The following is a 19,902-nucleotide window of genomic DNA, read 5'->3' on the forward strand; positions in this document are numbered from 1 at the left end:
AACAGCAGATAAGTTATCTTGAAAAAATAGAAGAAGACGAACTTCAAAAGTTCGCCTCCTACATTAAAAGATAAAACACAATCGGCACAAAATCGGCTCGAAAGTTATTTCACCATATATAATAACCTTTCAAACCCCTGATATACAAAGGTTTTTCCTACATTAACCGATTGAACCTTCCATCTCGAACTTGATTAAACGGTTCATTTCAACCGCATATTCCATTGGAAGTTCTTTTGTGAATGGTTCGATGAAGCCCATTACGATCATTTCTGTAGCTTCTTGCTCAGAAATACCACGGCTCATTAGATAGAATAATTGTTCTTCAGATACTTTTGAAACTTTTGCTTCGTGCTCTAAAGATACATTATCATTTAGTACTTCGTTATAAGGAATCGTATCAGATGTAGATTGGTTATCCATGATTAACGTATCACATTCAATATTAGAACGTGCACCTGTTGCCTTTTTACCAAATCTAACGATACCACGGTAAGATACTTTACCACCGTGTTTTGCAATAGATTTAGAAACGATTGATGAAGATGTATTTGGTGCTAAGTGAATCATTTTTGCACCAGCATCTTGGTGTTGACCTTTACCGGCAATTGCGATTGAAAGTGTCATACCACGAGCACCTTCACCTTTAAGAATACAAGCTGGGTATTTCATTGTTAATTTAGATCCGATGTTACCATCAATCCATTCCATAGTACCGTTTTCTTCAACAACCGTACGTTTTGTTACTAGGTTGTATACATTGTTAGCCCAGTTTTGGATTGTAGTGTAACGGCAATATGCATCTTTTTTAACAATAATCTCAACTACTGCTGAGTGAAGTGAGTTTGTTGTGTAAACAGGAGCTGTACATCCTTCTACATAGTGAACACTTGCACCTTCATCAACAATAATTAAAGTACGTTCGAATTGACCCATGTTTTCAGAGTTAATACGGAAGTAAGCTTGTAATGGTGTTTCTAATTTAACACCAGGTGGTACGTAGATGAATGATCCACCAGACCATACAGCTGAGTTTAATGCTGAGAATTTGTTATCTGATGAAGGGATCACTGTACCCCAGTATTTTTTGAAAATATCTTCATTTTCTTTTAACGCTGAATCAGTATCTTTGAAAACAATTCCTAAATCTTCAAGATCTTTTTTCATGTTGTGATATACAACTTCTGATTCGTACTGAGCTGATACACCAGCTAAATATTTTTGTTCTGCTTCTGGAATACCTAATTTATCGAAAGTTGCTTTAATTTCTTCAGGTACTTCATCCCAAGATTTTTGAGTAGCTTCAGATGGTTTTACGTAGTAAGTAATTTCATCAAAGTTTAATGCAGAAAGGTCGCCACCCCATTGTGGCATTGGTTTTGAGTAGAAAATTTCTAACGCTTTTAAACGATAGTTTAACATCCACTCTGGTTCATTTTTCATATTTGATATTTCACGAACGATATCTTCGGTTAATCCACGTTTTGAACGGAAAACTGATACGTCCTTATCATGGAAGCCGTATTTATAATCGCCGATTTCAGGCATTTTCTTTGCCATTTTCTCTCCTCCGTTCAACCCTTATTTTGGTTCTTCTTTTACGCCTTTTTCCATTGCTTTCCAAGCAAGAGTAGCGCATTTAATACGTGCTGGGAATTTAGCAACACCTTGAAGTGCTGCTACATCCCCTAATTCATCGATTATATCTTCATCAATATCTTCACCAAGCATCATTTTCGAAAAGACATCGGCATAGTTTAGAGCTTCATTAATATCTTTGCCCTTAATAGCTTCTGTCATCATTGATGCGGATGACATCGATATTGAACATCCTTCTCCATCAAATCTTGCATCCTCAACAATTTCACCATTTAGTTTTAATGTCAGATGAATTCTGTCACCACAAGTAGGATTATTCATATCAATGGTAACACTATTTTCATCTAACGAACCTTTGTTACGAGGTTTTTTATAATGGTCCATGATGACGGAGCGATATAGCTGATCTAAATTATTAAAAGACATCGTTAAAATACTCCTTCGCGCCTCGCAGACCTTCTACAAGACGATCAATATCTTGTTTCGTATTATAAATGTAGAAGCTTGCGCGTGCTGTTGCTGAACACGATAGCCATTTCATAAGTGGTTGAGCACAATGATGACCTGCACGGATTGCAATACCATTCATGTCTAGAACTGTTGCTAAATCATGTGGATGGACGCCTTCTAAATTAAACGTAATTAATCCACAACGTTGGTTCGGATCACGAGGTCCATAAATAGATAAACCACCGATTTTATCCATTTCTTGAAGTGCATATTCCACTAGTTCATGTTCATGGTTTGCAATATTTTCAAGTCCAATTTCAGTTAAGTAATCTATCGCTGCTCCTAAACCAATAGCTCCAGCAATGTTAGGTGTACCACCTTCAAATTTCCAAGGTAGTTCCTTCCAAGTAGATTCATATAAATCAACAAAGTCGATCATTTCTCCACCAAATTCAATAGGATCCATTTCTTCTAATAGCGCTTCTTTACCATATAAGACGCCAATACCAGTTGGACCACCCATTTTATGGCCGGAGAAGCCTAAGAAGTCAGCATCTAAATCTTGTACATCAATAGGCATATGAGGTGCAGCTTGAGCCGCATCTACTACAATAATCGCACCATGTGCATGGGCAATTTCAGCGATTTCTTTGATTGGGTTGATTGTTCCTAAAACATTAGAAGCCATTGTAATCGCAACGATTTTTGTTTTATCAGTAATCGTATTACGAACTGTTTCTAAAGTGATAGTACCATCTTCCTCAAGATCAAGATATTTCAGAACTGCCTTTTTCTCTTTAGCAAGTTGCTGCCATGGAATCAGGTTAGAATGGTGCTCCATATATGAAATAATAATTTCATCGCCTTCTTCTACATGCTGTCTTCCATAACCAGAAGCTACTGTATTAAGTGAAGTAGTTGTACCTCTTGTATAGATAATCTCTTTTGTCGACTTAGCATTAATAAACTTACGAACTTTTTCACGTGATCCTTCGTAAGAGTCTGTTGCGCGATTACCAAGTGTATGTACACCACGATGTACGTTAGAGTTATCTAAATCGTAATACCTTCTAATTACATCAAGTACTTGTTTTGGTTTTTGAGATGTTGCAGCACTATCAAGGTAAACGAGCGGATGCCCGTTTACTTCTTGATTTAAAATTGGAAAATCTTTTCTGAATTCATTCATTAACGAACTTTCCCTTCGATTACCTTCGTCAATTGTTCTTGTACGCTCTTAATCGGAATGCTTTGAACAACTGGCGCTAGGAAACCATGTATAATTAAACGCTCAGCATCGGCTTTAGAAATACCTCTACTCATTAGGTAGAATAATTGGATAGGATCCACACGTCCTGCAGATGCAGCGTGTCCAGCCATTACATCATCTTCATCGATTAATAAAATTGGGTTTGCGTCTCCACGAGCATTTTCAGATAACATTAATACACGTGATTCTTGAACCGCATTTGATTTTGAAGCTCCGTGCTCAATTTTACCAATACCATTGAAAATCGATTGAGCTGACTCTCTCATAACACCGTGTTTCAAGATGAAACCTTCAGAGTTTTTACCCCAGTGACGAATTTCAGTAGTGAAGTTTTGCTTTTGTTCACCACGGCCAACTACTACAGTTTTAGTATTAGCATTTGAACCGTCACCTACTAAATGAGTAATACTTTCTGAAATTGTATCTGAATCATTCATAAGACCTAATGCCCAGTCAACCTTAGCATCACGTAAAATATGACCACGACGGTTTACATAAGTAGTAAATCCTTTTGCTAAAACATCAACAGCACCAAAGTTAACTTGAGCATTGTCTAATGCAATCACTTCTTCAATGATGTTAGCTTGCCCTTTAGATTCTGAAACTGTAGAAACGTAAGTCTCAACATAAGTTACACTTGAATTTTTATCAGCAACTAATAGTACGTGGTTGAATAAAGACGCATCTTCGTTGTCATTGATAAATACAACTTGTAACGGTTTTTCTAAAACAACGTTTTTCGGAACGTATACAAATACTCCTCCGTTTACTAACGCTGCGTGATAAGCTGCTAATTTATGCTCATCAACTTTTACAGCTGTTGTCATGAAATATTGTTTTACTAAATCACTATGTTCACGAATAGCTGTTTGAATATCAGTAAAGATGACACCTTGAGTTTTTAACTCTTCAGATACTTTTAGGAAAGCAGGTGTATTGTTTCGTTGAATATAAAGGTTTTCTTGACCTTCGATATCAATAACTTCTCTTACTTCGTCTGAAAGTTCATCTAATGAGCTAAATGTTGCACTTTCAACTGTATGGTTTGGAAACTCTAAAAAGTTCCAGTTTGTAATATTTGTTTTATCTGGTGTTGGCATTGGAAGTTCTGTAGCTTTTTCAATTGCACTCACACGAAAATCAGTAAACCATAAAGGTTCATTGTTTAATTGTGAGAATGAACGTACTTCGTCAACTGACAATGCCAATTTTGTTTCAACTGTCATTTTAGTTCCGTCCTTTCTCCTTATGCTTCTTGTTCTACCGTTTCGTCTTCAATACCAAGTTCTTTTTTAATCCAGTCATAACCTTCAGCTTCTAAACGGTGTGCTAATTCTGGACCACCTGATTTAACAACGCGGCCTTGCATCATTACGTGTACATGATCTGGTGTGATGTAGTTAAGTAAACGTTGGTAGTGAGTAATTGCTAAGCAACCAAATCCTTCACCGCGCATTTCGTTAATACCTTTAGCAACAACTTTTAATGCATCGATATCTAAACCAGAGTCAATTTCGTCAAGTATTGCGAATGTAGGTTTGATCATCATTAATTGTAGAATTTCGTTACGTTTCTTTTCCCCACCAGAGAACCCTTCGTTTAAGTAACGTTGAGCCATGTCTTGGTCCATATCTAAGAAATCCATTGTTTTATCTAATTCGCGGATGAATTTCATTAATGAGATTTCATTTCCTTCACCACGACGAGCATTTATAGCAGAACGCACAAAGTCTGCATTTGTTACACCAGAAATTTCTGATGGATATTGCATAGCTAAGAACAGACCAGCTTGTGCTCTTTCGTCAACTTCCATTTCAAGCACGTTTTCTCCGTCTAATTCAATTGTACCTTGTGTTACTTCATATTTTGGATGCCCCATGATTGCTGACGCTAACGTAGACTTACCTGTACCGTTAGGACCCATGATTGCATGAACTTCGTTTGTATTAATTGTAAGGTTTACACCCTTAAGAATTTCTTTGTCTTCAATCGATACGTGAAGATCTTTTATAACTAGTGTAGACATTATTTTCCCTCCGATTGTACTTTGAATGGTAAAACCATTACTAATTTATTATCATTCTAATCTTAACCGAAAACCCATGAGCATGCAAAGCATTTATTCGCAAGTGGATTTCCCACGATAAAATCCAATTAAATAAAGAAAATTTTAAAGCATTTAATAATGTTAATAAATGGTTTCTGACGAAATTTGCAATCATCTATTTTCAATAAACTTTTTCTAATTGAGAATATAATTCAATCAGAGAGAGGTATAATTTTTTTGAAAAATAGCAATATGTATAGAATACCCGAAAAGGATGAATTCTTATCATAAACAACAAAAACAATTGATTCCTAAAATGGCTACGGTTTTTTATCTTGTGTAAATTCGTTTTTGTATGAAGTGAAAGGAATTAGTGTTAAGGGGAATATTTCCAATGAATCACACACCATTTGTCCTTTAGGCGACCTTCAAACAAAAAACAAACAAGCTAAAGCACAAAAAAAGCGTTTCCCGGTATGGATTAGATCCGAAAAACGCCTAACATTACTTTTTAACTTCTGAAGATAAAAACTCATCAACACTCTCAGCAACTGCTCGACCTTCTTTGATGGCCCAAACGACAAGACTTTGGCCACGCCTTGCATCTCCTGCAACAAACACTCCATCAACATTTGTTTTGAAATCTCTAGCGGATGCTTTTACTCGATTATTTGTAACAGTCACACCAAATTGAAGTGGCAATGATTTTTCTACACCATCAAAACCAATGGCTACAAATATAACCTGTGCCGGCCATACTCTTTCAGTTCCAGGAATTTCCTTAAAATAATAAAACCCGTCTTCACCTAAAATCTTTTCCATATGAATTGTATGAAGCTCTTTTACACAACCATCTTTGTCTGAAATGATTTTTTGTGTTTGTATACAATATTCCCGTGGATCTTCTCCTTGAATTGCTTTTGCTTCCTCATATGCATAATCTAACTTATATACATTTGGATCTTGTGGCCATGGTGTGTCTTCTAATCTTGTTTTCGGCAATTGAGGATGTTTTCCAAATTGGACGACAGATCGTGCTTTTTGACGTATAGCTGTAGCCACGCAATCGGCTCCCGTATCGCCACCTCCAATAACAATTACATCTTTTCTCTTTACATCTATCGCAAGGTCATCTTTAAAATTTGAATCTAGTAAACTCTTAGTCACACCTGTTAAATAGTCCATAGCGTAATGAACACCTACTGCTTCACTACCATCAATGCGCAGTTTCCGTTGTTCTTGAGCACCTGTACATAAAATGACCGAATCATAGCGCGAAACTAATACCTTTGGAGAAATATCCTTTCCGATTTCGGTATCTAATACAAATTTAACCCCTTCTTGCTGAAGTAACTTAATACGACGTTCAACTACTTGCTTTTCGAGCTTCATATTTGGAATTCCATACATTAATAGCCCACCTGCTCGATCGGCTCGCTCATATACTGTTACTTTATGACCTAGGTGATTTAACTGATCAGCTGCAGCCAATCCTGCAGGACCTGAACCGACAATCGCCACCTTTTTACCGGACCTGTGCAATGGAATTCTGGGTGTAATCCAATTATTTTCGAATCCTTTATCAATAATAGAACGTTCAATGGATTTGATTGCTACTGCAGGTTCATTTAAAGCAAGTGTACATGACCCTTCACAAGGGGCTGGACATACACGACCTGTAAATTCCGGAAAATTATTCGTCATTTGAAGACGTTGTAAAGCCTCTTTCCAATGCCCTTTATATACTAAATCATTCCATTCAGGTATGACATTTTGAATTGGACAACCTGCAGCTGTTCCACGAATTTCTATCCCCATGTGGCAAAATGGTATGCCGCAATCCATACAACGTGCACCTTGAGTTTGTAATGCTGCATCTGATAGCCGTTTTGTATATTCATTCCAATTGTTAATTCGCTCTATTGGAGGCTTTTCTTTCGTAGTCTCTCTCTTATAATCCTTAAATCCAGTAGGTTTACCCATGCTTGAATCCCCCCTTTATTTTAAAATGACTTCTTTAGCGCCAGTTGTTTCAATAAAAGCTTGCATTGCAGCATCGTCCTCAGTAAGTCCAATTAATTTATGTCTATTGATTTTTTCAATCATCGTTTGATAATCTGTTGGAACAACTTTAATGAATTTAGGAACGAATTGATTCAATTTTGCTAGTATGTCGAGAGCAATTGTACTATCCGTTTGTTCTAAATGTTCGATAATCATTGAACGAACTAAACTAATTTCCTCTTTCTCTGTAAGTTTTTCAAATTGGACCATCTCCATATTACAACTAGCTTTTAAGTTAGCTTCATCCGTAGGTAAAACATATGCAATCCCACCACTCATTCCGGCTGCAAAGTTTTTCCCCACGTCTCCTAAAATCACGACTCTTCCACCTGTCATATATTCACAACCATGATCCCCGATTCCTTCAACGACGATATTAGCACCACTATTTCGAACTGCAAAGCGTTCTCCAGCACGTCCATTAATAAATGCGGTACCACTTGTTGCACCATATAAGCATACATTACCTGCAATGACGTTTTTCTCTTGCTCCCCTTTGATGGGAGCGATGGCAACTAACTTACCACCAGATAGCCCTTTACCAAAATAATCATTCACATCGCCAATCACAGAAAGCGTCAGACCACGAGGAGCGAATGCGCCAAAACTTTGACCTGCATGACCACTGAACTTCAATGTAATTGTGTTTTCTTTTAAACCTTCCTCACCGTACTTTCTAGTTATCTCACTTCCGATTATTGTTCCAACTACTCGGTCTGTATTTTTAATCTCGTATTCTAGCTCGACCTTCACTTTTTCCTTAATGCTTTTTTCAACTTTAGCTAACAACACGCGCATATCCAACGTGTCATCAATTTGAAGGTCTTGATCTTGTTGTTTTGTTTTCGTTCCTTTTACTTGATAAAGTAATGAAGATAAATCTATTTGGCTTGCTTTCCAATGTTTCTTTGCACGCTTACTCACTTGTAATACATCTGTTCGTCCAACCATTTCTTCTACAGTTCTGAAGCCCAGTTTTGCCATGTATTCTCGCATTTCTTCAGCTACAAATTTCATATAGTTCACAACATATTCTGGTTTCCCCGTAAATTTTTCACGTAACTCTGGGTTTTGTGTCGCAACCCCCACTGGACAAGTATCTAAATGACAAGCTCGCATCATCACACACCCTAATACAATCAATGGTGCCGTTGCAAAACCGTATTCCTCTGCACCGAGTAATGCTGCCATCACAACATCTTTTCCCGTCATTAACTTTCCATCAGTCTCTAACGTTACTCGATTACGAAGTCCATTTAACATCAACGTCTGATGCGCTTCTGCTAACCCTAATTCCCATGGTAATCCTGTATGTTTTATTGAAGTTTTTGGGGATGCTCCTGTACCACCATCATATCCTGATATAACAATTACATCTGCCCCACCTTTTGCTACACCTGCTGCTATTGTTCCAACGCCTGCTTTTGCAACTAATTTAACGGAAATACGTGCATAATGATTAGCATTTTTCAAATCGTATATAAGCTCGGCTAAATCTTCAATCGAATAGATATCATGATGTGGCGGAGGGGAAATTAATCCGACGCCTGGTGTTGATCCACGCACTTCGGCCACCCAAGGATATACTTTATTACCTGGTAGTTGACCACCTTCACCAGGTTTAGCTCCTTGAGCTACTTTAATTTGTAGTTCTTCTGCATTTACTAAGTAATGTGATTTCACTCCAAAACGGCCAGATGCAATCTGTTTTATGGCACTGTTGCGGTTATCTCCGTTCTTATCGATTTTAAACCGCGCAGGGTGTTCCCCACCTTCTCCAGAATTAGAACGTCCACCAAGACGGTTCATTGCAATGGCTAAAGTTTCATGAGCTTCTTGTGAAATCGAACCAAAAGACATCGCTCCTGTTTTGAAACGTTTTACAATCGAATCCACTGATTCAACTTCTTCTATAGGAATTGGTTTTACATCTTTTCTAATTTCAAATAAATTTCTTAAAAATCCTACCCTTTCTTCATTTGCCATTTCAGCAAACATTCGGTATAGCCCAATATCATTTTTGCGAGTTGCCCATTGTAATGTATGGATGGTTTTTGGATTAAAAGCATGATGTTCGCCATTTGCACGCCATTGAAAATCACTACCTGATTCTAATTCCTCAGTTGAGTTAAGGGCCTCTGCATGGCGCTTAAATGCTTCTTCCCCAATAGTTACAAGATCAATCCCATCAATTTGCGAAGCAGTGCCTGTGAAATACTTATCAATCACCTTTTTACTAATCCCTACAGCCTCATAAATTTGAGCACCACGATAAGATTGAACAGTTGAGATCCCCATTTTTGACATTACTTTTACGACACCATCAGTTATCCCTTTACGATAGTTTTTCACTGCATCTTTGTAACTTAAGCTAAGATGTCCATCTTCAACTAGGTTAGAAATCGTTGCATAGGCTAAGTATGGATTTACCGCATCAACACCAAAACCAATAAGGGCGGCGAAGTGATGTACTTCACGAGCCTCACCACTATTTGCAATAATACTAACTTTTGTTCGATTCCCTGTACGAACTAAATATTGATGTAATCCACTTGCCGCTAGCAAAATTGGAATTGTTGGTGTATTTGGATCTTCTAATTCGTCAGATAAAACAATTAAACTCATACTTTCTTTAATTGCGATTTCTGCTTCTTTAAAAATTCTATCTAACTCATTTTCCAAAGATTCCAAAAACTCTAATGAGATTACTCTACTTCTAAAATACTTATCATCTAATTGAACAATTTGATTGTATTCATTTGTAGTTAATATAGGTGATTCCAAAAAAATGCGCTTTACATTTTTACTATTCGGATATAGTAAATTCCCTTCCGCACCTAAAAGGGTCATCGTTGAAGTGACAATATGTTCTCGAATCGAATCAATTGGGGGATTTGTTACTTGTGCAAATAATTGCTTAAAGTAATTAAATAAAGATTGAGGTCGATCTGATAACACAGCTAATGGTGTATCGTTCCCCATCGAGCCGATGGGATCTTTTCCGCTAGAAGAAATCGGATGAATATACTTATGAACATCTTCATAAGTGTATCCAAATACTTTTTGCCTCAGCGTAAGTTGTTGAATCTCCCGCTTTTCTTCACTTTTGCTATGAATTGAGACTTTATTTTCCTCTAACCATTGTGCGTAAGGTTCTTTACTTGCCATTTCACTTTTTAAATCATCGTCTGATATGATTTTCCCTAACTCCAAGTCGATTAAAAGCATCTTACCTGGACTTAACCGTTCCTTGTATAATACGTTTTCTTCCTCAATATCAACGACACCAACCTCAGATGAGAAAACGATCATATCATCTTTTGTCACATAATATCGTGCTGGTCGCAATCCATTACGATCTAGTATAGATCCTATTTGTTTACCATCTGTAAAACATATTGCTGTGGGGCCATCCCAAGGCTCCATTAAATTCGCGTGATATTCATAAAATGCTTTCTTCTCTTTTGTAATATGGGGGTTTTCAGTCCACGGCTCTGGAATTAACATCATTGCTGTATGGGCAGGAGTACGACCCGCTAGAACAAAAAATTCAAAGGCATTATCTAACATCGATGAATCTGAACCTGACTGATCGATAATTGGTAACACTTTTTGTAAATCCTCTCCAAATGCCTTTGAGATAAACTGTTGTTCACGTGCAGTCATCCAATTAACGTTTCCGCGCAATGTGTTAATTTCACCATTATGAACAATGTAACGATTTGGATGAGCGCGTTCCCAGCTTGGAAATGTGTTTGTAGAATAACGAGAATGTACAATAGCAAATGCAGAGATAAAACTCTCATCTTGCAAATCAATGTAAAATTCACTTACTTCCCTCGGTGTTAACAAACCTTTAAATACTATTGTTTGGCTTGACATGCTAGGGCAATAAAATTTCAAATTATTGTTTTTCGACCAATTTTCCGCTTGTTTACGAATTAAATATAGTTTCCTTTCAAAAGCTTGCGAATCTGTTACATTGTTTGCTCTTATAAATACTTGCCGTACAATAGGTGCTGTTCTTTTTGCAGTCTCACTTAATATTTCCTTGTTCGTCGGAACAGTTCTCCAATCTATTAGACTTAGACCTTCTTGTTCTATTAACTGATTGATTTTGTTTTCAATCGTTTGTCTCTCTACTTCGTTTTCAGTAAAAAATAGTTGCCCAACCCCGTACTCACCTCTTTTTGGTAACTGCAACTCAGTACAATTCACCTTAAAAAAAGCATCTGGAATTTGAACCATAAGCCCTGCCCCGTCACCTGTTTTTCCGTCGCCTCCGCGTCCCGCACGGTGTTCTAAGCGACATAACATTTCCAACCCGTTTTTGACAATCTCATGGGACGCATTCCCCTTTATGTTTGCGTAAAAACCAATACCACAAGCATCATGCTCAAACGTTGGATTATATAGGCCTTGTGCGTTTGGAAGTTGATGAAACGTCATACTTTTCCCCCCATATCTTCAAATTTAACGTATTTACATTTTATTGCATTTAAACTAATATTAATAATATATAGTTTAAATGGAATTAATCTATTTATGAGATAAAAGGGGTGGGAATATTGGAATTACGGCAATTACGATACTTTGTGGAAGTGGCAGAAAGAGAACATATTTCTGAAGCTGCTGAACATCTACATGTAGCCCAATCTGCGGTTTCTAGACAAATTGCAAATCTAGAAGACGAGCTTGGTACACCACTTTTTGAACGAATTGGTCGAAATGTTAAGCTAACGCCGATTGGAAAATTATTTTTAGAACATTGTATTACCGCATTGAAGGCAATTGACTTTGCAGCTAAACAAGTGGAAGAATACCTAGATCCAGCAAAAGGAACGATTAAAATCGGTTTCCCTACAAGCTTAGCAAGTTATGTACTACCAACCGTTATTTCAGCCTTCAAAAAAGAGTACCCAGATGTTTCGTTCCATTTAAGACAAGGGTCTTATCGATTTTTAATTGATGCTGTGAAAAACAGAGAATTAAATCTTGCATTTTTAGGACCTGTCCCTCCAAAAGATGAAGTGATTGACACTATGATATTATTTAGCGAAAGCATTCACGCCTTATTACCTGCAAATCATCCATTAGCTAAAAGAGAAAGCATTAACCTTTCAGACTTACGCAACGAGAAATTTGTGTTATTCCCAGAAGGTTATATTTTACATAAGGTAGCAATTGATGCATGTAAATCAGTTGGATTTATGCCAAACGTTAAGTCTGAAGGTGAAGATATGGACGCATTGAAAGGGTTAGTGGCGGCTGGAATTGGCATAACACTTCTACCTGATAGTTCCATTAACGATACAATTCCAAGGTTTACTGTAAAAGTACCGATTGAAAATCCTCAAATCACTCGTACGGTAGGTATCATCTATCCAACAAATCGGGATATGGCTCCTTCCGAACAAGTATTTTTAGACTTTGTTAGCAACTTTTTCTCTCGTTTAACACAATTTAGATAGAAAAACAAAAGAAACTCTTGGTACAATTACCAAGAGTTTCTTCTATTAAAATATATTATTCAGATACAGGAACTACTGCTCCGCTCCACTCGTTAACGATGAAATCTTGAACTTGTTTTGAACGAAGAACTTCAACTAATTTTTGAATAGCTGGGTTATCTTTGTCTTCAGAACGTACAGCAATTACGTTTACGTATTTTGATTCTGAACCTTCAATTGCAATTGAATCTTCAATTGGATTAATACCAGCATCGATTGCGAAGTTTGAGTTGATAACAACTGCATCTCCTTCGCCTTCTTCGTAGTAAGTAACTAACATTTCAGGGTTTGATCCGTTATCAATTACAATATTCTTTGGATTTTCAACAATATCATCCGTAGTTGCAGTTGTTTTCTCAATTCCGTCTTTAAGTTTAATTAGACCTTCAACTTCAAGAAGTGATAAAATACGGCCTTGGTCTGTTACAGAGTTTGAAATAATAATTGTTGCACCATCAGGAAGTTCATCTAATGATTTGTATTTTTGTGAATAGATACCGATTGGCTCAACATGGATTCCACCAGCATTTACAAAATCATAACCTTTTTGTGCAATTTCATCTTCTAAATAAGGAATGTGTTGGAAATAGTTTGCATCTAATTCACCAGAATCTAAATCTTGGTTTGGCATTACATAATCTTGGTAACCTTCAATAACTAATTCAATACCTTCTTCAGCTAAAATCGGTTTTGCTTGCTCTAAAACTAACTCATGAATACCAAAAGAAGCACCTACTGTTAATGTAACTGGTTCTGTATTTTCAGAAGTTGTGTTTTCTGTATTTGTTGTATCTTCATTTGTAGAAGCGTTGTTTTCAGTTGTTTTCTCTTCAGCAGTACCACATGCAGCTAATACTACTACTAATAACGATAAGATTAAAAATGATAATAATTTTTTCATTTCGTAAAACTCCTCTTATTTTCTTTTTATATGTGATTGGCTTATGCCATGAACACCAAATTGTTGTAAATTTTCTCAGTTTAGCGTTTATCAATTTTAGTTGTAATAAAATCACCAATGAACTGAATGATAAAGACGATCACTAGGATAAAAATTGTTGCTGCTAAAGTAACGTCATCTCTACTTCTGTTAAATCCATCGATGTACGCTAATTGACCTAAACCTCCTGCTCCAATAATCCCTGCCATTGCTGTATATCCTACAAGCGTTACAGCTGTCACTGTAATTCCTGATAATAAAGCTGGAAGTGATTCTGGAATTAGCACTTTCCAAATAATTGTCGACGTTTTTGCTCCCATGGACTTGGCAGCTTCAATTACACCTTTATCAATTTCACGTAGTGCAATGAGTACCATGCGTGCGTAAAATGGTGCTGCACCAATTATTAGCGCTGGTAAAGCCGCATTTGTACCTCTTATTGTTCCCATTAAAAATTTTGTTAATGGAACTAACAAAATAATTAACACTATAAATGGAATGGAGCGAAAGATATTTACAATAGACCCAGTAATGAAATTTGCTACTTTGTTTGCCCAAAGCTGATGTGGACTTGTTAAAAACAATAAAATCCCAATAGCTAAACCTAATACAAACGTTGCAACAGTTGAAATTGTGGTCATATACACTGTTTCATAGGTTGCTTCCCACATTTTTTCCCAGTTAACATTCGGAAATAATTGATTAAGCATGTTCAATCACCTCCGTTTGTATTTCAAGCGATTCTAGATGAAGTAAAGCTTCTTCAACTTTTGAATCTTTTCCATTCAGTTGAATAATTAGGTTTCCGTAAGACCCTTTAGTAGTTTGTGAAATACTACCGTGAACTATATTCACTTCAATATCAAATTCTTTTATTAAATGTGAAATAATAGGTTGTTCTGATTTTGTTCCTATAAACGTTAACTTCACAAGCTTACCCGATGTAAAATGTTCTAGTATTTGTTCAATCGATTCCTTCGCTTCTTTTTTACCTGAAACTTGCATCACGAAGTTTTTCGTAATTGGAGCTTGTGGATTTTGGAATACTTGAAGTACTTCCCCTTGTTCCACTACACTACCTGCTTCCATTACTGCAACACGATGACAGATTTTTCGAATGACGTGCATTTCGTGTGTAATTAGAACTATTGTTAATCCGAGGCGTTTGTTTATATCAAGTAATAACTCTAGAATTTGATCGGTTGTTTCTGGATCTAGCGCGCTTGTCGCTTCATCACAAAGTAACACTTCTGGATTGTTTGCAAGTGCTCGTGCAATCCCAACACGTTGTTTTTGTCCTCCAGAAAGCTGGGATGGGTATGACTTTTCTCTGCCTGATAATCCGACCAATTCGATTAGTTCATTTACTCGTTTCGTACGTTCTTCCTTTTTAACACCTGCAATTTCCAGTGGAAATGCAATGTTTTCTTCTACCGTTCTAGACCATAAAAGATTAAAATGCTGGAAGATCATGCTGATTTTTTGACGAGCAGCTCTAAGTTTTCCACCAGAAATAGATGAAATCTCCTGTCCACCCACAAGCACTTTACCGCTAGATGGTTTTTCTAAACCATTTAACAGTCGAATCATCGTACTTTTGCCGGCACCACTGTAACCAATAATTCCAAAGATTTCGCCTTGTTGAATGGTAAGACTAACATCTTTAACAGCAGTAATTTCTCCGTTTTTCGTTTTATAAAGTTTCGATATATTTTTCAACTCAATCATGAGGTTAACTCCTTTAACCAGATACGTTACTGTTAACGTAATCTTCGTTAATTAAATGTAATCATTCACTTAATATTCCATAATTCATATGGATTTACTAATAATTAACAATAATGAATCCTGAATGATGTCCATTTTTTTATAACATCACACTTTTTATTATGCTGTTTTATAAACATAAAAACCCTTCTACTTTGATAAGTAGAAGGGATAATTTACACAATAAAAGCAATCTGCCTTCTCTTATCTGTCAAAGTTAAAACTTTGAGTGATTTGGCACCTTTCCACAAATGTGATGGTTGCCGGGCTTCATAGGGCACTTCCCTCCGCCTCTCTTTATAAGAGTTAAATATTTAGTTTTATTATGAATGTTACTTTATCATGGATATAAACACTCGTCAATCTATTTTTTTAGTTTTTCATAAATATTTTGTACTGATTGAAAGGCATAAATTTTTTCTTCTACGTTTCCTTTTCGACTAATTAGTAAACATGGCACACTTTCGATTTTATATTCGATTGCCAGATCCTCTAGAAAGTTTATATTTGCTTGACCAATTGGGATCTCTGTTACAACATTCTCGATTACTTCCATCATTTTTGATGCAACTGCGCAAGTTCCACACATTGGGGTATATAAATAAAAAGCAGTGACATTATTTTGCACTAGGTTTTGTTCCCACTGTGCTCGATTCCATTCTTCCATGGCACTCATCCTATACTCTAATCATTTATATATATCTTAACAAAAAAAGATGAGGGTGACGAAAATTCGCTATACACGAATTTTGCGACACCCTCCCCGTTCTATAACTAAATTTGAAACATTTCCAACAAATTTAGACTAAGTATCGCTTATGCACAGAAAATCTAGCTTCCCTAAGTCTTTGTGCCAAAACTTTACTTGGTACATTCGCTACCTCTATATATGTTCTTGGAATCAATAAGTGGACAGCTTCTGAGTAAATTCTTTTTGTAAGATTTCTTAACCTTTCACCTGATTTATCCGCATCAAAGAACGTATAGAGCTTACATTCCTCATAAGGCTCAATCAATTCAAGTAACGCATCCTCACTAATTGTCCCATTTGTGCAAACGATTTGCACATCTTCAGATATAATAGGGGCTAACTTTAACATATCAGATCGACCTTCAACAATAATACACTTCTCAACAGTCATATTACTCACCTCACGAATTGTAACTACCTATTCTAAGATATAAAACGGTGATAAAGAGAAAGTAATGGTAATGTATTATATTATTATGTTAAAAAAACGCCAGTTCATTTATCCTGGCGTTTTACTTATTATTCTTCGATTAATTCGTCGTATTGTTCTGGAGTAAGTAATTCATCAACTTCAGAAGCATTAGTTAATTCAACAGTAATCATCCATGCTTGTTCATATGGAGATTCGTTTACTAACTCAGGGCTATCGTCTAGTTCAGAGTTAACTTCAACAACTTTACCTGATACTGGTGCATAAAGTTCTGAAACTGTTTTAACAGATTCTACACTACCAAAAGGTTGGTTCAATTGAATTTCATCGCCTACCTGTGGTAGTTCAACGAAAACGATGTCGCCTAATTCAGATTGTGCAAAATGTGTAATTCCGATACTTGCTTTACCATCTTCAACTTTTACCCATTCGTGTTCTTTTGAGTAACGTAAATCTTTTGGTGTGCTCATAAAACCCCTCCAACGTATGTAGTATTTTCAATTTAAGTTTGCCATAACTTCAACATAAAAACAAGATACTGAAATTAATTTCACAAATAGATTTAGTTGGAAAAGGCGAACGTTATTTCAAATTGCATTTGAAGACGTTGACTCCTACAGGAATTGCACAAGCCATGTGACTGCAGAAAGTTTTAAGAAAAGGAGTCTAAAGTCGCCACTTCAAAAAAACATCCCCCACATCACAGAACGAATGATAACATAACTAATTCACCTAAATGTTCGTGTTTTTAGTTAGAAAACCGAATTTTGAAACTATTTCAATCAACCATTTATATCCACACTTCTTCAAATTCTTGTTCTTTAAAGCCAAGTGTAACTTTTGTCCCATCTGAAACGATAGGTCTTTTAATTAGCATTCCGTCAGATGCTAAAAGTTCTAATTGCTCAGATTCTGACATCGTCACTAATTTGTCCTTTAAACCTAAGCTTTTATACTTTTGACCTGATGTATTAAAAAATTTCTTTAAAGGAAGTCCACTAGTTTTCCACAACGTCTCCAGCTGTTCTTTCGAAGGTGTTTGTTCCACAATATGAATTGCTTCATAATTTACACCATTTTCTTCTAACCATTTTTGTGCTTTCTTACATGTCGTGCACCTTGGGTATTGTATGAATTGAACTGTCATAAGTACGCCTCCTATAATGCTAAATAAAGATTGAAGTAAGTATAACAAATGAAAAGGTACCCTTAAAGTTTGAAGGGTACCTTAAAATAATTATACTACATACTTTTCTACTTCGATTAGTTTTTCAGATGCTTCACGTTTTTTCAAGATTAAATTGTAAGGGTTAAATCTAGTTAATTTACGTAAAGCAGATAACATCATGCGGCCAATATCTCCATCAGCTGATGCAATGATCGTTTCTTTTGCTTCTTTCTCAATTTCAGCAAATGCTTCTTGACAGAAAATTTCTGTATAAAGAATTTTTTGCTTGGATTTTTCTAAACCATCGCGTTCAATTGCTTTTGCAGTACGGATTACTACAGATTCCATCGCAAATAGTTGGTTTGCAATATTAGCAATATTTACAAGAATTTCTTGTTCTTGCTCTAGTTTTGCTCCAAATCTTTGTGCTGCAATCCCTGCAGTTAAAATTCCAATTTTCTTCGCATTTTTCACAAGATATTTCTCTTGTGCAAGAGCTTCTTCACCAATTTCCTCAGGCATTAGCATCAGTAACTCTTCTTGTAAATCTTGAGCTACTTTTAGAAGTGGTAATTCACCTTTTAGCGCTTTTTTCATAAATGTACCTGGTACAATTAGTCGATTAATTTCGTTTGTACCTTCGAAGATTCGGTTAATACGAGAATCACGGTAAATACGTTCAACTTCATACTCAGACATGAATCCGTAACCACCATGTAATTGTACTGCTTCATCAGAAATATAATCTAAAACTTCTGAACCAAATACTTTTGCAATTGAACATTCAATTGCGTACTCAGAAACAGCAGCTGCAATAGCTTTAGGATCTTTTTGTTCTTCTGAACTTAAACCGCTCATCACTTCATCGTATAAACCAACTGTGCGGTAGTTTAATGATTCAGATGCATAAAGATGAGCTGCCATAGTAGCTAGTTTCTCTTTTGTTAGGTTGAAGCTTGATAGTTTTGTTTTAAATTGTTGGCGTTGGTTAGTATATTGAACAGCTAGTTCAAAAGCTCTTTTTGAACCTCCCACTGTTCCAACTCCTAATTTATAACGACCAATATTTAATATATTAAAGGCGATAACGTGCCCTCTTCCTATTTCACCAAGTAAATTTTCAACTGGCACATGTACATCTTCTAAGATTAATGTACGAGTTGATGAAGATTTAATCCCCATTTTCTTTTCTTCTGGACCAACGGAAACTCCTGGGTATTCACGCTCTACGATAAATGCAGTAAATTTTTCGCCATCAATTTTTGCGTAAACAACAAATACATTAGCAAAACCTGCATTTGTAATCCATTGCTTTTCACCATTTAGTACATAGTGTGTTCCAGCATCATTTAACTTAGCAACTGTTTTTGCACCTAATGCATCAGATCCTGAACCTGGCTCTGTTAGTGCATAAGCCGCAATCATCTCACCACTTGCTAATTTCGGTAAGTAATTTTTCTTTTGTTCTTCATTACCGAACAATACGATTGGAAGTGAACCAATTCCAACATGTGCACCGTGAGTTAATGAAAACCCACCTGCTACCGACATTTTTTCACCAATTAATGCTGAAGAAATTTTATCTAAACCTAAACCTTCATATTCTTCTGGAACATCGGCAGCTAGTAATCCAAGTTCTCCTGCTTTTTCCATTAATTTTAAAGAGTGTTCAAATTCATGGTTTTCTAGTTTTTCTACTAAAGGAACCACTTCATTTGTAACGAAATCTTCTGTTGTTTTTGCAATCATTTTTTGTTCATCAGTAAAATCCTCAGGAGTAAATACTCGATTTACATCGACATCTTCAATTAAGAAACTTCCACCCTTAATAATGTTTGTTGTTTGCACCATAACTAATTTCCTCCCCTTATTTGTTGTGCCAGGATTGTACCTGGCACATTTGCGA

At 36.2% G+C, this 19,902-nt stretch carries 16 protein-coding genes and 1 riboswitch; of the genes, 1 reads left to right on the forward strand and 15 read right to left on the reverse strand.

The window, feature by feature from the left end; all coding sequences use genetic code 11:
* Positions 1–162: 162 nt before the first annotated feature.
* From sufB to gltB, 7 genes are all read right to left on the reverse strand, one after another.
* Positions 163–1,560, reverse strand: a complete 1,398-nt coding sequence (gene sufB, locus CD29_RS11725; protein ID WP_036186959.1) for a Fe-S cluster assembly protein SufB — start codon at positions 1,558–1,560, stop codon at positions 163–165.
* A 21-nt stretch (positions 1,561–1,581) separates the two neighbouring features.
* Positions 1,582–2,025: a Fe-S cluster assembly sulfur transfer protein SufU gene (gene sufU / locus CD29_RS11730; RefSeq protein WP_036186962.1), complete on the reverse strand. Its 444-nt coding sequence runs from the start codon at positions 2,023–2,025 to the stop codon at positions 1,582–1,584.
* Positions 2,015–3,238, reverse strand: a complete 1,224-nt coding sequence (locus CD29_RS11735; RefSeq protein ID WP_036186965.1) for a cysteine desulfurase — start codon at positions 3,236–3,238, stop codon at positions 2,015–2,017. Before CD29_RS11735 ends, sufU begins: the two co-directional genes overlap by 11 nt.
* Entirely contained in the window at positions 3,238–4,545 is a 1,308-nt protein-coding gene (sufD, locus tag CD29_RS11740; RefSeq protein WP_036186968.1) for a Fe-S cluster assembly protein SufD, read from the reverse strand. Before sufD ends, CD29_RS11735 begins: the two co-directional genes overlap by 1 nt.
* A 20-nt stretch (positions 4,546–4,565) precedes the next feature.
* Positions 4,566–5,345 (reverse strand): Fe-S cluster assembly ATPase SufC, encoded by a 780-nt coding sequence (gene sufC, locus CD29_RS11745; RefSeq protein WP_036186971.1) that lies wholly within the window; start codon positions 5,343–5,345, stop codon positions 4,566–4,568.
* A 525-nt stretch (positions 5,346–5,870) separates the two neighbouring features.
* Positions 5,871–7,349 carry a glutamate synthase subunit beta gene (locus CD29_RS11750; protein WP_036186973.1) on the reverse strand — a complete coding sequence of 493 codons (1,479 nt, stop codon included), beginning with the start codon at positions 7,347–7,349 and terminating at the stop codon, positions 5,871–5,873.
* A gap of 15 nt (positions 7,350–7,364) precedes the next feature.
* Positions 7,365–11,879 (reverse strand): glutamate synthase large subunit, encoded by a 4,515-nt coding sequence (gene gltB, locus CD29_RS11755; RefSeq protein ID WP_036186975.1) that lies wholly within the window; start codon positions 11,877–11,879, stop codon positions 7,365–7,367.
* Between the two features lie 119 nt (positions 11,880–11,998).
* On the opposite strand from gltB, the gene CD29_RS11760 reads away from it, so the two are divergent.
* Positions 11,999–12,901 carry a LysR family transcriptional regulator gene (locus CD29_RS11760; RefSeq protein WP_036186976.1) on the forward strand — a complete coding sequence of 301 codons (903 nt, stop codon included), beginning with the start codon at positions 11,999–12,001 and terminating at the stop codon, positions 12,899–12,901.
* A 55-nt stretch (positions 12,902–12,956) separates the two neighbouring features.
* Here CD29_RS11760 and CD29_RS11765 read toward each other — a convergent pair whose 3' ends face one another.
* The 8 genes from CD29_RS11765 to CD29_RS11800 form a co-directional block, all read right to left on the reverse strand.
* Positions 12,957–13,841 (reverse strand): MetQ/NlpA family ABC transporter substrate-binding protein, encoded by an 885-nt coding sequence (locus CD29_RS11765; protein WP_036186978.1) that lies wholly within the window; start codon positions 13,839–13,841, stop codon positions 12,957–12,959.
* Between the two features lie 80 nt (positions 13,842–13,921).
* Positions 13,922–14,590: a methionine ABC transporter permease gene (locus tag CD29_RS11770; protein ID WP_036186980.1), complete on the reverse strand. Its 669-nt coding sequence runs from the start codon at positions 14,588–14,590 to the stop codon at positions 13,922–13,924.
* Positions 14,583–15,608: a methionine ABC transporter ATP-binding protein gene (locus CD29_RS11775; protein WP_036186982.1), complete on the reverse strand. Its 1,026-nt coding sequence runs from the start codon at positions 15,606–15,608 to the stop codon at positions 14,583–14,585. The genes CD29_RS11770 and CD29_RS11775 overlap by 8 nt, the downstream gene beginning before the upstream one ends.
* 240 nt (positions 15,609–15,848) lie before the next feature.
* Positions 15,849–15,953, reverse strand: a riboswitch (SAM riboswitch).
* 58 nt (positions 15,954–16,011) lie between these two features.
* The gene (locus CD29_RS11780) at positions 16,012–16,314 is read right to left on the reverse strand and encodes a thioredoxin family protein (RefSeq protein WP_036186983.1); all 303 of its coding nucleotides are present in this window, start codon (positions 16,312–16,314) and stop codon (positions 16,012–16,014) included.
* Between the two features lie 133 nt (positions 16,315–16,447).
* On the reverse strand, positions 16,448–16,789 hold the full coding sequence (locus CD29_RS11785) for a toprim domain-containing protein (RefSeq protein WP_036186985.1): 342 nt from the start codon (positions 16,787–16,789) through the stop codon (positions 16,448–16,450).
* Between the two features lie 128 nt (positions 16,790–16,917).
* A complete protein-coding gene (gene gcvH, locus CD29_RS11790) occupies positions 16,918–17,298 on the reverse strand; it encodes a glycine cleavage system protein GcvH (RefSeq protein ID WP_036186986.1) in 381 nt (126 codons plus the stop codon).
* Positions 17,299–17,618: 320 nt separating this feature from the next.
* Positions 17,619–17,975 carry an arsenate reductase family protein gene (locus tag CD29_RS11795; protein WP_036186987.1) on the reverse strand — a complete coding sequence of 119 codons (357 nt, stop codon included), beginning with the start codon at positions 17,973–17,975 and terminating at the stop codon, positions 17,619–17,621.
* A gap of 90 nt (positions 17,976–18,065) precedes the next feature.
* Complete coding sequence (locus CD29_RS11800; protein WP_036186988.1) at positions 18,066–19,847, reverse strand: acyl-CoA dehydrogenase family protein; 1,782 nt, start codon at positions 19,845–19,847, stop codon at positions 18,066–18,068.
* Positions 19,848–19,902 lie beyond the last annotated feature (55 nt).

The sequence above is a fragment of the Ureibacillus manganicus DSM 26584 genome, from assembly GCF_000772945.1.
GTDB classification, from domain to species: domain Bacteria; phylum Bacillota; class Bacilli; order Bacillales_A; family Planococcaceae; genus Ureibacillus; species Ureibacillus manganicus.

What these genes read in the sequence shown, in the direction of transcription:
- CD29_RS11765 (WP_036186978.1), bottom strand. Translation starts at nt 13,841, where the DNA reads ATGAAAAAATTATTATCATTTTTAATCTTATCGTTATTAGTAGTAGTA.
- gltB (WP_036186975.1), bottom strand. Translation starts at nt 11,879, where the DNA reads ATGACGTTTCATCAACTTCCAAACGCACAAGGCCTATATAATCCAACG.
- CD29_RS11785 (WP_036186985.1), bottom strand. Translation starts at nt 16,789, where the DNA reads ATGACTGTTGAGAAGTGTATTATTGTTGAAGGTCGATCTGATATGTTA.
- sufD (WP_036186968.1), bottom strand. Translation starts at nt 4,545, where the DNA reads ATGACAGTTGAAACAAAATTGGCATTGTCAGTTGACGAAGTACGTTCA.
- sufB (WP_036186959.1), bottom strand. Translation starts at nt 1,560, where the DNA reads ATGGCAAAGAAAATGCCTGAAATCGGCGATTATAAATACGGCTTCCAT.
- CD29_RS11750 (WP_036186973.1), bottom strand. Translation starts at nt 7,349, where the DNA reads ATGGGTAAACCTACTGGATTTAAGGATTATAAGAGAGAGACTACGAAA.
- CD29_RS11775 (WP_036186982.1), bottom strand. Translation starts at nt 15,608, where the DNA reads ATGATTGAGTTGAAAAATATATCGAAACTTTATAAAACGAAAAACGGA.
- CD29_RS11795 (WP_036186987.1), bottom strand. Translation starts at nt 17,975, where the DNA reads ATGACAGTTCAATTCATACAATACCCAAGGTGCACGACATGTAAGAAA.
- sufU (WP_036186962.1), bottom strand. Translation starts at nt 2,025, where the DNA reads ATGTCTTTTAATAATTTAGATCAGCTATATCGCTCCGTCATCATGGAC.
- CD29_RS11770 (WP_036186980.1), bottom strand. Translation starts at nt 14,590, where the DNA reads ATGCTTAATCAATTATTTCCGAATGTTAACTGGGAAAAAATGTGGGAA.
- CD29_RS11800 (WP_036186988.1), bottom strand. Translation starts at nt 19,847, where the DNA reads ATGGTGCAAACAACAAACATTATTAAGGGTGGAAGTTTCTTAATTGAA.
- CD29_RS11780 (WP_036186983.1), bottom strand. Translation starts at nt 16,314, where the DNA reads ATGGAAGAATGGAATCGAGCACAGTGGGAACAAAACCTAGTGCAAAAT.
- sufC (WP_036186971.1), bottom strand. Translation starts at nt 5,345, where the DNA reads ATGTCTACACTAGTTATAAAAGATCTTCACGTATCGATTGAAGACAAA.
- gcvH (WP_036186986.1), bottom strand. Translation starts at nt 17,298, where the DNA reads ATGAGCACACCAAAAGATTTACGTTACTCAAAAGAACACGAATGGGTA.
- CD29_RS11735 (WP_036186965.1), bottom strand. Translation starts at nt 3,238, where the DNA reads ATGAATGAATTCAGAAAAGATTTTCCAATTTTAAATCAAGAAGTAAAC.